The sequence below is a fragment of the Achromobacter sp. CF-sbj1-Ac2-l genome, from assembly GCF_052698165.1.
Genome location: NZ_CP199855.1, coordinates 3,985,402 through 3,998,364, shown reverse-complemented (window position 1 = coordinate 3,998,364; position 12,963 = coordinate 3,985,402). Strand labels below are relative to the sequence as shown.

The following is a 12,963-nucleotide window of genomic DNA, read 5'->3' as shown; positions in this document are numbered from 1 at the left end:
GGACGGGCTTAAAAGCGTGAAGACAGGTACCCATTGTAGTCCGTTGTTACTACGGGTGTCTTACGCGGCATTTTGTAGCGCATTCCTACGGCTGCGATCGGGCCGGGCGGGCCCGCCGATAGGCGATCCAGTCGTCCCCCTCGATGTCCACCGCGGCCCCGCGCCAGGTCGGGTCGATGGGGTAGTAGTCGCAGGCCACCGGCGCGGCGCCAGGCGCCAGCGGCCGGGCCAGCACCGGCCGGCGCACGAAGCAGCCGGGGCGGCCGGGGACGTATTCCTCGATCTCATCCATCAGGGCGAGCAGGGCCGGGTCGACCTCGTAGATATCGCCCAGCACCCGCCGGCCATCGGTCACCGGGAGCAATCCGGGCCAGTCGCCGAAATCCACCAGCATGCCGGGCACCGTGGCCGGGCCGACGTGGCGCGCCGGCGGCAGGCCGCGGCGCGCGGCGGCTTGCGCCAGGTCATTGATCTCGCCCGCGCGTAGCGTGCCGTAGACAAAAACGTTTATGCTCATGGGACAGATTGTTGCTGTACGCGGATGCGTTAACCGACCAAATCCATGCGGCCGACGAGGTATTGAAATTCTCGCATCCGGCCGCATATTCAGGTCATCGAGCCCGCCGGCGCGTATCGGTCAGGCTCACCAACAAGCCACCAACGACCATTATGCGATTCGACAAACTGACCACCAAGTTCCAGCAAGCCCTGGCCGACGCTCAGAGTCTGGCCGCCCGCAACGATCACCCCTACATCGAGCCCGTCCACGTGCTGGCGGCGCTGCTGTCCGACCCGGACAGCGGGGCCGGCAGCCTGCTGGCGCGCGCCGGCGTGGCCGTCAACCGGCTGCAGCCGGCCCTGGACGCCGCGCTCAAGGCGCTGCCCCAGGTGCAGGGCGATGACAACGTCCAGGTCGGCCGCGACCTGCAGGGCGTGCTGACCCGCACCGACAAGGAAGCCGCGCGCCGCGGCGACACCTACATCGCCAGCGAACTGTTCCTGCTGGCCCTGGCCGACGACAAGGGCGAGGCCGGCCGCATCCTGCGCGACGCGGGCCTGCAGAAAAAGGCCCTGGAGGCCGCCATCGACGCCGTGCGCGGCGGCGAGAACGTCTCCGGCGCCGAAGGCGAATCCAACCGCGAGGCGCTGTCCAAGTACACCCTCGACCTGACCGAGCGCGCCCGCCAGGGCAAGCTCGACCCGGTCATCGGCCGCGACGACGAAATCCGCCGCACCATCCAGATCCTGCAGCGCCGCACCAAGAACAACCCGGTCCTGATCGGCGAGCCTGGCGTGGGCAAGACCGCCATCGTCGAAGGCCTGGCGCAGCGCATCGTCAACGACGAAGTGCCCGAGACCCTGCGCGGCAAGCGCGTGCTGTCGCTCGACCTGGCCGCGCTGCTGGCCGGCGCCAAGTTCCGCGGCGAATTCGAAGAGCGCCTGAAGGCCGTGCTCAAGGAACTGTCGCAGGACGACGGCAGCAACATCGTCTTCATCGACGAGCTGCACACCATGGTCGGCGCCGGCAAGGCCGAGGGCGCGATGGACGCCGGCAACATGCTCAAGCCGGCGCTGGCGCGCGGCGAGCTGCACTGCATCGGCGCCACCACGCTGGACGAATACCGCAAGTACATCGAAAAGGACGCCGCGCTCGAGCGCCGCTTCCAGAAGGTGCTGGTCGACGAACCCGATGTCGAGTCCACCATCGCCATCCTGCGCGGGTTGCAGGAGCGCTATGAGATCCACCACGGCGTCGAGATCACCGACCCGGCCATCGTGGCCGCGGCCGAGCTCTCGCACCGCTACATCACCGACCGCTTCCTGCCCGACAAGGCGATCGACCTGATCGACGAGGCCGGCGCCCGCATCCGCATGGAAATCGATTCCAAGCCGGAAGTGATGGACAAGCTCGACCGCCGCATCATCCAGCTCAAGATCGAGCGCGAGGCCGTCAAGAAGGAAACCGACGACGCCTCCAAGCGCCGCCTGGGCGTGATCGAGGACGAGCTCGAGAAGCTGCAACGCGAGTACAACGACTTCGAGGAAATCTGGAAGGCCGAGAAGGCCGCGGTGCAGGGCACCCAGGCCATCAAGGAAGAGATCGACAGCGTGCGCGCCGAAATGGCGGAGCTGCAACGCAAGGGCCAGTTCGACAAGCTGGCCGAGCTGCAGTACGGCAAGCTGCCCGACCTGGAAGCGCGCCTGAAGGCCGCCGAGGTGGGCGCCGCCGAGGCAGCCGAGGAGGCCGAGGGTGGCGAAGGCCGTCCACGCCTCTTGCGCACCCGTGTCGGCGCCGAGGAAATCGCCGAGGTCGTGTCGCGCGCCACCGGCATCCCGGTGTCCAAGATGATGCAGGGGGAACGCGAAAAGCTGCTGCACATGGAGGAATACCTGCACAAGCGCGTGGTTGGGCAGGACGAGGCCGTGCGCCTGGTGTCCGATGCCATCCGCCGTTCGCGCGCGGGCCTGGCGGATCCCTCGCGCCCGTACGGTTCGTTCCTGTTCCTGGGCCCCACAGGCGTGGGCAAGACCGAGCTGACGCGCGCGCTGGCCGAGTTCCTGTTCGACTCCGAAGAGCACATGATCCGCATCGACATGAGCGAATTCATGGAGAAGCACTCGGTGGCGCGGCTGATCGGCGCGCCGCCCGGATACGTGGGCTACGAAGAGGGCGGCTACCTGACCGAGGCCGTGCGCCGCAAGCCGTACAGCGTGGTGCTGCTCGATGAAGTCGAGAAGGCGCACCCGGACGTCTTCAACGTGCTGCTGCAGGTGCTGGACGACGGCCGCCTGACCGATGGCCAGGGCCGCACGGTGGACTTCCGCAACACCGTCATCGTGATGACGTCGAACCTCGGTTCGCAGCATATCCAGACGCTGGCCGGCCAGCCGTACGACGTGGTCAAGGAAGTGGTCTGGGGCGAGCTCAAGCAGACGCTGCGGCCCGAGTTCCTGAACCGCATCGACGAAGTGGTGGTGTTCCACGCACTGGAAGCGCAGCACATCGAGTCCATCGCCCGCATCCAGTTGCGCCGCCTGGCCGAGCGCCTGGAAAAGCAGGAGATGCGGCTGGAAGTGACCGAGCCCGCGCTGGCCGAACTGGCCCGCGACGGTTTCGATCCGGTGTTCGGGGCGCGTCCGCTCAAGCGCACCATCCAGCAGCAGATCGAGAACCCGGTCGCCCGGCTGATCCTGGAAGGCCAGTTCGGTCCGCGCGACGTGGTGCCGGTGGATTGGCGCGACGGCAAGTTCGTGTTCACGCGTACGTTGCAGTAAACCCGGTCGCCTCGCCCATCCCGGGCGCGCACCCCAAAAGCCCCGCAGGCAATCGCTTGCGGGGCTTTGTTTTGGACAACGGGGGCCGCGCGGGCGACCCCGCCAACGGCATCAGGAAGGGGCGTAGTCCCGCCGTTGATCGCCCACCTGACGGCCCAGGCCTTGCAGCGTCCGCAGCACCAGCGCCAGCCCGCGCCGCGTGTCCTCGTCGCGCGAGAGCTGGAACAGTCCGCCCAGGCCCGGCGGGCGCGCCTCTTGCAACCCTTGCGCATGGGCCGCGCGCCAGGCGTTGGACAGGGTCCAGGCCGCGCCCGTGGCCTGCTCCGACAGCGCGCCCAGCTTTTCCACCATGGGGGCATCGAGCAGGTCGACCAGGTCGGACGCCAGCGCCAGCAGGTCGACCAGATTGTCCAGCCGGCCGCTGTCGGCCAGCGGTTGCAGCTTGCCGGCGAGCTGCGCCAGCGCATCGTTGCCGGCCGCCGCGGGTGGCGCAGCGAGCAGGGTGTCGCATTGGCCGGCGTTGGACAGGCTGTTGTCGTGCGGTGCGTTCATAGCATTCCCCTGGCGACGGACCAGTACAGGCCCCGGTTGAAACCATGCCGCAGCAGTCCGCCCAGCTTGGTCGGCGGCGTCGGCCGCACGTCGTGGGTGTAGTCGTACCAGAGCGGCATGCCCGCGTTCAGGCCCATCTGCGCCACGGCCTGGACGCGGCCGTCGTAGGCGCTGCAGGGATGGCCCAGCCGGATCTCGCCGGCGATGTTGTTGGCGATGACGGGCGCCTGGTTGTGGCACGAGCCGCCTGCCTTGCTCACCGGCAGGTCCACGGTGTCGCCGATCACGTACACATTGCGCAGGCCATAGACCTGCATGGTTTCGTGATCGGTGGGCAGCCAGCCCTCGTTGTCGGGCGCCTGCGAAGCGCCCGATTCCAGCACCGCGTCGACCGCGCGGATCGGCGGCGTGGCCATGAGGATGTCGAACGGCTGCTCGACGCCTTCCTCCGAGTAGGCAATGCGGCGATCGGGGTCCACCTTCGCCAGCGTGAAGCCGCGCTGGAACCGGATGCCGCGTTGCTCGAAGATGGCCGGCAGCACCTCGCAGGTGGGCTTTTGCAGGAACAGGCAGTTGCGCAGCAGTTGCGAGGTGGTGGGGTAGGTGTAGATGATCTCCACACGGTCGCGCACGCCGCGTCGGCGCAGGTAGTCGTCCAGCATCAGCGTGGTCTCGATCGGCGCGATGCCGCACTGGTGCGGCACGTTCGGTGTCTTGGGAAAGGTGACGCTGACGAACACGCGGCCGCGTTCGATCGTGGAGAGGCGGCTGGCCAGTTGCCGCGCCGGCTCGTACTGGTAGAAATGGTCGCCCGCTTCGCGCAGCCCTTCGATGCGCTCCGGCGCGGGCACGCAGCCGGTGGCGATCACGAGATAGTCGTAGCCGTGGCGCTTGCCGCCGCGGGTGTGCAGTTGCTGGGCATCGAAATCGAAGCGCGTCACCTTGTCGACGCGGAAATCGATCTCGGGCCGCAGCAGGGAACGTTCGGGACGCTTGAGTTCTTCCTGGAAAAACAGGTTGAACGCCACGTACATGAAGGCCGGCTTGTAGTAATGATCCGGCGAATCGGACAGCAACATGATGCTGACCTTGCCGGCCGCCACTTCGGGGTACAGCTTGTGGACCAGTTGGTTGGCCAGCATGGTGCCGCCGACCCCGCCTCCCACGACAACAATTCGCTTGCTCATAAAAATCCTCCGATGAGAATAATCAGGAACCAAGTGCAGTTGCGCCCTCATATGTAGCAATTGAGGGGTGGTCGGTCAACAAAATAACTGTGACTTATAAAAGGGAATCCGTGCCGGTCGCGTCTCGGATCGGGCCGGCGCGGCTCGAAATGCCGCGCCGGCGCAGGCCGTCTTACTGTTTGACGGTGACGAACACCGGGTTCGAATAGAACCACAGGTCGTTGTAATTGCGCGCGTTGATGGCGTTGAAGCGGGCCGCGTTGTCGGCCAGATCGACCTTGGCGTCTGGCAACGGTTCGCCGTTGGCGGTCTCGCCCGCCACGTCCGGCGCCAGGTTGGTGCCGCGCAGGCGCAGATACTGGCTCTTGTCGGCGGTCAGCTTGACCTTGATGACGTTGTAGCCGTCCTTGTCCACGGTCCAGTCCTTGCTGGTATATCGGCCCAGCACGCGGGTGCTCGGATTGGTGGCGTTGTCGTATGCCGGCGTGCCGGCGGCGGCGCGGGCGCCGATATCGCCCACGATCAGGTCGACGTGGTGCACGGTCGGCTTGACGTAGGTGGGGTTGCCGCTTTCGATCGGATACTCGTAGTGGTTGCTGGCGGGGCTGCGAAAGCGGATGGTGACCTCCACCTGCTCGCCCTTGGCCGCCGTCAGTTCGCCGCCCATCTGTGCCGCGCCCGAGGCGCCCTGCGCCTGGAATTCGAGCGCGTCGATCAGGTCGCCGAAGACGCCGAACATGCGGCCGCTCTTCAGGCCCGCGACCACCGCCGCCATGTCCTTGCCATCCTTCCAGACGTAGGTCTTGGCGTATTCGCCCGGCGCGTAGCCGCTGCTGTACTGGCCGGTGGCGTTGATGCGGAAATGGAAGTCCGAATCGGCCACGGTCCAGATGTGGCGGCCCTCGCCCAGCAGCGCGTCCCAGGTGCCCCCGAGCTTGGCCACCAGGTAGTCGACGCCGCCGTAGGTGCGGTTGGGCAGCTTGTCGGCCGTGTAGGCCTCGGCATAGCCGCCGCGGTCCGGCTCCATCTGGTTGCCGACCATGCCTTCGATGGCGAAGAAGATCGACGGCGCCAGGTCGTGCATCTCGCGCAACTGGCCGATGGTGTACTTGCCGGCGTAGCGCGACGGGTGGTTCAACAGCATGTAGCTGTCGGGGTGCTTGTCGCGCAGCCACTTCAGGGCCGTCAGCGAGTCGGCGTGCGTGGTGTACGCGCGCGTCTGGCCGGCCAGGTCGGCGACCAGTTGCGCGTCGAACAGGTTGGCGGCCTTGTTGGTGTACAGGTATTCGAATTCGGCCACGGCGCGCAGCGACCTGTCGGACAGCGGGTCGTTGGTGCCGATGCCGATGTTGACGTGGTCGTGCGTGGGCATGTCCCACTCGAACGACGAGAAGATGATCTTGCCGGCGTAGCGGCCCGCCGCCTGCGCCTGCTTGATGAACGGCACTTCATAGCGCGCCATGCCCGCCGAGAACGGGATCGAGCCGCCGGGAATGTTGGCGCCGGTGTTGTCGCGCGCGGACATGCGCAGGTGGTTCGAAAGCGCGGCCCAGTCCAGTTGGTAGCGGTCGAAGGCCTGGTCCAGCACGCTTTCCAGCGTGGTCTGGGCGTCGTCGGACTGGATCGTGTGCACGTGCAGGTCGCCCGCGCTCCAGGCGCCGGTCTTCACGGGCGGCGTGGGTTCGGTCACGACCGGCGGCGCGCTCGCGTCGTCATCGTCATCGCTGCCGCCGCAGGCGCTCAGCAAGGTTACGCAAGCCAGCGACAACGGCATCAGGGCCCGCCGCAGGCGGGTTACTTCGAACTGCATTCCATACTCCAGCGTCATGCGGCCCGCACCGGCGCGGCGCCGCGAAGGCCCGCACTATGCGGGCCGCGAGTGACGTGGGAATGACAGCTTGCTGTTAGCGGGCGGCTTGCGTCGCGTCGGCCAGCGCCTGGCGGATGATGGCCTGCGCAGTCCAGCGGGCGACCTCGGTGACGGCCGGCAATTCCAGGCCCCATATGTCCTTGAGCACCAGGAACACCTCGGTGCCGTAGACCAGCGACAGCGCCTGCGCCACGCGTTCCTGTTGCGCCGGCGGCAGCAGGTCCGCCAGCGGCGCGATGGCGCGCTTGAGGATGTCGACCCGATGGCCGCGCACCAGCCGCGGTTCATTGCCGGCGCGGCCGGCGCTGGCTTCGGCGTGCTGCTGCAGCGACACCTGGATGGCCGCGCGCAGCGGCGCCTCGTGGGCGGCCAGGCGCGGGTAGGCGAAGCGCAGCAGTTCGTCGACGCGGGTGGCGGCGTCGGGCGCGGTCGAGTCCCAGGCGAGGATCGGCCCGAGGCTCTCGTCGACCACGGCGGCGATCAGCGCGCTCTGGCTCGGGAAGTAGCGGTAGGCGGTGGCGCGCGACACCTGCGCGTGCTCGGCCAGCTCGGCCACCGACGGGGTGATGCCTTGCGCCATCAGGCGCTGCGCGGCGTCCAGCAGGATCTTGCGCATGCGCGCGCGCGGTCCGTGCGGCGGTTCGCCGCTGGCGGCCGCCTGGCGGCTGGCGGGCGCGATCAGGCGCGCCGGGGCGGCGGCCGGCTTGCGCGCCGTGGTCGCGGTTTGACGTGAGACAGGTGTCTCAGTATGATTCTTTCGTCTCATTTCTTGATTCTACAGGGCCACTAGCCCCGGACATATATCGAGGCGCGCACCGAGTGTAGCCGCCCGCGGAGGAGTCATGACGCATTCGAATCGGCGGGTTTTCGTGGCCGCCACCTACGACACCAAGGGTCACGAGGCCGAGTACGTGGTCGAGCTGCTCAAGCGCGACGGCCTGGACGTGGTCTCGGTGGACGTGTCCACCACCGGCGCGGCCAGCGCGGCGCAAGTGCAGGCGCGGGAAGTGGCGCGCAGCCACCCGCAGGGCGAGCAGGCCGTGTTCACGGGCGACCGGGGCACCGCCATCGCGGCCATGGCGTTGGCATTCGAACACTATGCCGCCGCCAACCCCGACATCGGCGCCTTGTTGGGCCTGGGCGGCTCCGGCGGCACCGCATTGATCACCCCGGCCATGCGCGCGCTGCCCATCGGCGTGCCCAAGCTGATGGTCTCGACCATGGCGTCGGGCAACGTCGCGCCCTATGTCGGGCCGTCGGACATCGCCATGATGTATTCCGTGACCGACGTGGCCGGCCTGAACCGCATCTCGCGCCGCGTGCTGGCCAATGCCGCCGGCGCCATCGGCGGCGCCTTCCGCCAGGCCGCCAGCGCCGCGGGCGATGACAGCCGGCCCGCCGTCGGCATCACCATGTTCGGCGTCACCACCGCCTGCGTGCAGCAGGTCACGCCGCTGCTCGAATCGCGCTATGACTGCCTGGTGTTCCACGCCACCGGCACCGGCGGCCAGTCGATGGAAAAGCTGCTCGACAGCCATCTGCTGTCCGGCGTGCTGGACCTGACCACCACCGAGGTCTGCGACTTCCTGTTCGGCGGCGTGCTGGCCTGCACCGAGGACCGCTTTGGCGCTGTGGCCCGCACGCGCGCGCCCTACGTGGGCTCCTGCGGCGCCCTCGACATGGTCAATTTCGGCGCCATGGATTCGGTGCCCGAGCGCTACCGCGGCCGCACCTTCTACCCCCACAACCCGCAGGTGACGCTGATGCGCACCACGGCGGAAGAGAACCGCCGCCAGGGCGAATGGATCGCTGACCGGCTGAACCGCTGCGACGGCCCCGTGCGCTTCCTGATCCCGGAAGGCGGCGTCTCGGCGCTGGACGCGCCGGGCCAGGCGTTCTGGGATCCGCAGGCCGACGCCGCGCTGTTCGAGGCGCTGGAGTCGCGCCTGGTGCAGACCGCAGACCGGCGCCTGGTGCGCGTGCCGTGCCACATCAACGACCCCCTGTTCGCCCGCACCGCGGTCGAGCAGTTCCTAGCCATCGCCAAACATTGAGGATTGCCGCCATGCCGCGCTTTGACCGTAACCAACTGCTGGACAAGTTCCGCGCCATGGTGCGCGACCGCACCCCCATCGTGGGCGGCGGCGCCGGGACCGGACTGTCCGCCAAGTGCGAGGAAGCGGGCGGCATCGACCTGATCGTGATCTACAACTCGGGCCGCTATCGCATGGCCGGGCGCGGCTCGCTGGCCGGCCTGCTGGCCTACGGCAACGCCAACGAGATCGTGGTCGACATGGGCCGCGAAGTGCTGCCCGTGGTCAAGCGCACGCCGGTGCTGGCCGGCGTCAACGGCACCGATCCGTTCTGCGACTTCGACGTGTTCCTGGACGACCTCAAGCGCCAGGGCTTCGCTGGCGTGCAGAACTTCCCCACCGTGGGCCTGATCGACGGCACCTTCCGCGCCAACCTGGAAGAGACCGGCATGGGCTACGCGCTGGAGGTGGACATGATCCGCCTGGCGCACGAAAAGGGCATGCTGACCACGCCGTACGTCTTCAACGAGGACGACGCCGTGGCCATGACGCAGGCCGGCGCCGACATCATCGTGGCGCATATGGGCCTGACCACCGGCGGTTCGATCGGCGCCGAGACCGCGCTGACGCTGGATGACTGCGTCGCCGCCATCGACCGCATCGCGGCGGCCGCCCTGGCCGTGCGTCCCGACGTGATCGTGCTGTGCCACGGCGGCCCCATCGCCACGCCCGAGGACGCCGCCCACATCCTGCGCCATTGCCAGCATTGCCACGGTTTCTACGGCGCCAGCTCGATGGAGCGCCTGCCCACCGAGCAGGCGCTGACCGCCGCCACCCGCGAGTTCAAGCAACTGACGTTCTGAAATTTCCCCTTCCTCCGTTTCCGCCGGGGCGCCGCGCGCCCGTCAGGAGTCCGTATGCCGCATACCGTCTACACCAGCGCCATCGTCCAGGCGCCGCTGGCCAAGGTCTGGCCGCTGTTTCGTGATTTCAACGGCCTGGCGGAGTGGCATCCCGGCATTGCGCACAGCCGCCTGGAAGAGGGCGGCCGCCACGACGCCATCGGCTCGGTGCGCTACCTGTCGCTCAAGCCTTCGGGCTTCGTGCGCGAGCAGTTGCTGATGCTGGACGACCCGGGCACCGCGCTGCGCTATTCCATCATCGAGACCGATCTGCCGATGCGTGACTACGTCGCCGGCATCAACCTGCGCGCCATCACCGAGAGCGGCACGACGCTGGTGGAATGGTGGGCCGATTTCCGGGTCGAGGCGGACGCCGACCTGCAGGCGGTGGCGACCGCCGTGGGCCAGGGCGTGTTCGCCGCGGGACTGGCAGCCCTGGACGCGAAGCTGCGCGCCTGAGCGGCGCGTATCGTCGCGGCGGGGCGGGCGCATGCCCCGCTGGCGTTGCCGTGGCGATGCGATGCGTCAGGCGCGCCGGCGCGTCGCGCCCGCCGACAGCTTGCAGCCGGCCGGCAGCGCCGCGCTGCGCAGGTAGTCGCGGATGGCGCGGATCAGCGCCTCGGCCGCCGGGCTCAGCGCATGTTCCTTGTGGCGGATGATGCACAGCGTGCGCACCACCGTCGGCCGCGCCAGCAGCGCGAACGCCAATCCCGGTTCCAGCACCCGCTGCGCCGCCAGCGCGGGCAGCAGCGCCACGCCCATGCCGGCCTTCACCAACGCTGCCTGGGAAGTGGTGCTGGAGGCCTCGTAGAAGGGCGCGGCGGCTTCGATCGGCAGGTCCGCGCGGGCCCGCAGCAGCGCCATGATGCCGGTCTCGTCCACCACCCCCACCAGCTTGCGGCCCGCCAGGTCGGACCAGCGCATGGCGCCGTCGCGGCCCGGGCGCAGGCTGGCGTCGTCGCGCCGGTACAGCACGCCGAAGCGGTCTTCCAATAGCGCGTCGAATTGCAGGCCGGGCGCATCGGCCCAACGGCTGGTCAGGCCGAAATCGACTTCGCGCGCGGCCACCTTGCGCTGGATGCGGCCGGAGTTGTCGTCGCTCAGATAGAGGCGGATGGCGGGATATTGCGCCGCGAACAGCGCCGCCGCCGGCGCGATCAGCTCGGTGATGGCCGAGGGCGCGGCCGCCACGCCGACGCGGCCGCGTTCCAGCGCGCCGAAGCGCACCACGTCCTCGATCGCGCCATCGAAATCGGCCAGCAGGCGCATCACGCGCGGCAGGAACTCCTCGCCCGCCGCCGTCAGCAGCACGCGCCGGCTGGTGCGCGCGAACAGGCGCGTGGCCAGCGCCTCTTCCAACTGGCGCACCAGGCTGGTCACCGACGACTGGGTCTGGAACAGGCGCTTGCCGGCATGCGTGAAGCTGGATTCCTGCGCCACCGCGACGAACGCGGTCAGATGCTTGAGGGTGACGTGCTTGGGCAGGCGATTCATTTCAAATCACGATGGATGGATCAATAAAAACAATTTTTCCAGATTGATCGGGCGGACGATACTAGGGGCTTCATCAAGCATCGGAGCCGTCGGTGGACGGCCCGCAAGCGGCCGGCCTCGATGCCGGCCCTATCGAGACGGAAGTGGCATGCAGGAAGAACTGGATCTGGTTATCGAAGGCGGCTGGGTGATCGACGGGACGGGCGCCGCGCGCCGCCGCGCCGACGTCGGCATCCGTGGCGAGCGCATCGCCGCCATTGGCGATCTGTCGGCCACCCCGGCCGCGCGACGCCTCGATGTCGCCGGCAGGATCGTCGCGCCCGGATTCATCGACACCCACGGTCACGACGACCTGATGTTCGTGGAAAGGCCGGGCCTGGAATGGAAGACCAGCCAGGGCATCACCTCGGTGGTGGTTGGCAACTGCGGCATCAGCGGCGCGCCCGCGCCGCTGCCGGGCAACACCGCCGCTGCGCTGGCGCTGCTGGGCGATTCGCCGCTGTTCGCGGACATGGCCGCGTATTTCGGCGCGCTGCAGGAACAGCGGCCGATGATCAACGTGGCCGCCCTGGTGGGCCACGCCAACCTGCGCCTGGCCGCGATGCTTGATCCGGCGGCACAGCCCAGCGCCGAGGAGCAGCGGGCGATGGAGCGCATGCTGGCCGACGCGTTGGAGGCTGGTGCGGTGGGGTTCAGCACGGGCCTGGCCTACCAGCCCGGCGGCGTCGCCGAGGAAGCCGAACTCGACGGCCTGGCGCGCGTCGCGGCCTCGCACGGCGCGCTGCACACCAGCCACATCCGCAACGAGGGCGACGCGGTCGAGGCCGCCGTCGACGAGGTGCTGGGCATCGGTCGCCGCACCGGCTGCGCCACGGTGCTGTCGCACCACAAATGCATGATGCCGGCCAACTGGGGCAAGAGCGCCGCCACGCTGGCCAACATCGACCGTGCCCGCGCCGCCGGCGTCGATGTGGCGCTGGACATCTATCCGTATCCTGGCAGCTCCACCATCCTGATTCCGGAGCGCGCCGACCAGATCGACGACATCCGCATCACCTGGTCGACGCCGCATCCCGAATGCGGCGGCCAGTCGCTGGCCGAGATCGCCGCGCGCTGGGGCTGCGATCCGGTCACGGCGGCGCGCCGCCTGTGCCCGGCGGGCGCGATCTACTTCGCCATGGACGAAAACGAAGTGCGCCGCATCTTCCAGCACGAATGCTGCATGGTGGGCTCCGACGGCCTGCCCAACGACGCCCATCCGCACCCCCGCCTGTGGGGCAGTTTCACGCGCGTGCTGGGACGCTACGTGCGCGAGGCCGAGCTGCTGACGCTGGAGGCCGCCGTGGCCAAGATGACCGCGCTGCCGGCCCGCGTGTTCGGCCTGGCCGATCGCGGCCGGCTGACCGTGGGCGCCTGGGCCGACGTGGTGGTGTTCGACGCCGATACGGTGTGCGACCGCGCCACCTGGGACGCGCCGACGCTGGCCTCGGCCGGCATCGAGCACGTGCTGGTCAACGGCTGCGCCGTGTTCCCGGCGGCGCCCGGCACGCATCGTCCCGGCAGGATATTGCGCCGCGACGCCAGCATCGCCGCCGCGCCCGTTCTTTCCCGATAACAAGCAGAACCGATCCCCACAGGAGACAATCCCG

Annotated in this window: 11 protein-coding genes; 5 read left to right on the top strand and 6 right to left on the bottom strand. The window is 68.7% G+C overall.

All coding sequences use genetic code 11. From position 1 onward, the window contains the following. Nucleotides 1-85 precede the first annotated feature (85 nt). Nucleotides 86-517 (bottom strand): gamma-glutamylcyclotransferase family protein, encoded by a 432-nt coding sequence (locus tag ACUDCK_RS18100; RefSeq protein ID WP_054502042.1) that lies wholly within the window; start codon nucleotides 515-517, stop codon nucleotides 86-88. 152 nt (nucleotides 518-669) lie between these two features. Here ACUDCK_RS18100 and clpB point away from each other — a divergent pair, with 152 nt between their 5' ends. After that, nucleotides 670-3,276 (top strand): ATP-dependent chaperone ClpB, encoded by a 2,607-nt coding sequence (gene clpB, locus ACUDCK_RS18095; protein WP_049073056.1) that lies wholly within the window; start codon nucleotides 670-672, stop codon nucleotides 3,274-3,276. A 111-nt stretch (nucleotides 3,277-3,387) separates the two neighbouring features. Here the strand turns inward: clpB and ACUDCK_RS18090 are convergent, their stop codons facing one another. The 4 genes from ACUDCK_RS18090 to ACUDCK_RS18075 all read right to left on the bottom strand — a co-directional run bounded on the left by ACUDCK_RS18090 (nucleotide 3,388) and on the right by ACUDCK_RS18075 (nucleotide 7,567). Beyond that, the gene (locus ACUDCK_RS18090; RefSeq protein WP_082401896.1) at nucleotides 3,388-3,828 is read right to left on the bottom strand and encodes a DUF1641 domain-containing protein; all 441 of its coding nucleotides are present in this window, start codon (nucleotides 3,826-3,828) and stop codon (nucleotides 3,388-3,390) included. Next, the gene (locus tag ACUDCK_RS18085) at nucleotides 3,825-5,015 is read right to left on the bottom strand and encodes an NAD(P)/FAD-dependent oxidoreductase (protein WP_175166715.1); all 1,191 of its coding nucleotides are present in this window, start codon (nucleotides 5,013-5,015) and stop codon (nucleotides 3,825-3,827) included. The genes ACUDCK_RS18090 and ACUDCK_RS18085 overlap by 4 nt, the downstream gene beginning before the upstream one ends. A gap of 172 nt (nucleotides 5,016-5,187) precedes the next feature. Beyond that, the gene (locus tag ACUDCK_RS18080; RefSeq protein ID WP_175166716.1) at nucleotides 5,188-6,825 is read right to left on the bottom strand and encodes an S-layer protein; all 1,638 of its coding nucleotides are present in this window, start codon (nucleotides 6,823-6,825) and stop codon (nucleotides 5,188-5,190) included. Between the two features lie 94 nt (nucleotides 6,826-6,919). Further along, complete coding sequence (locus tag ACUDCK_RS18075; RefSeq protein ID WP_064528465.1) at nucleotides 6,920-7,567, bottom strand: TetR/AcrR family transcriptional regulator; 648 nt, start codon at nucleotides 7,565-7,567, stop codon at nucleotides 6,920-6,922. Nucleotides 7,568-7,727: 160 nt separating this feature from the next. Here ACUDCK_RS18075 and ACUDCK_RS18070 point away from each other — a divergent pair, with 160 nt between their 5' ends. From ACUDCK_RS18070 to ACUDCK_RS18060, 3 genes are read left to right on the top strand one after another with little or no spacing between them, the layout of a single operon-like run. Then, entirely contained in the window at nucleotides 7,728-8,939 is a 1,212-nt protein-coding gene (locus ACUDCK_RS18070) for a Tm-1-like ATP-binding domain-containing protein (RefSeq protein ID WP_054502045.1), read from the top strand. Between the two features lie 11 nt (nucleotides 8,940-8,950). Then, nucleotides 8,951-9,781 carry a phosphoenolpyruvate hydrolase family protein gene (locus ACUDCK_RS18065; protein WP_026384442.1) on the top strand — a complete coding sequence of 277 codons (831 nt, stop codon included), beginning with the start codon at nucleotides 8,951-8,953 and terminating at the stop codon, nucleotides 9,779-9,781. Nucleotides 9,782-9,835: 54 nt separating this feature from the next. Then, entirely contained in the window at nucleotides 9,836-10,279 is a 444-nt protein-coding gene (locus ACUDCK_RS18060) for an SRPBCC family protein (RefSeq protein WP_064528455.1), read from the top strand. Between the two features lie 66 nt (nucleotides 10,280-10,345). On the opposite strand, the gene ACUDCK_RS18055 is transcribed toward ACUDCK_RS18060, so the two are convergent. Further along, nucleotides 10,346-11,314 carry a LysR family transcriptional regulator gene (locus ACUDCK_RS18055; protein ID WP_175166717.1) on the bottom strand — a complete coding sequence of 323 codons (969 nt, stop codon included), beginning with the start codon at nucleotides 11,312-11,314 and terminating at the stop codon, nucleotides 10,346-10,348. A 148-nt stretch (nucleotides 11,315-11,462) separates the two neighbouring features. Here ACUDCK_RS18055 and ACUDCK_RS18050 point away from each other — a divergent pair, with 148 nt between their 5' ends. After that, entirely contained in the window at nucleotides 11,463-12,929 is a 1,467-nt protein-coding gene (locus ACUDCK_RS18050; protein ID WP_064528459.1) for an N-acyl-D-glutamate deacylase, read from the top strand. Nucleotides 12,930-12,963 lie beyond the last annotated feature (34 nt).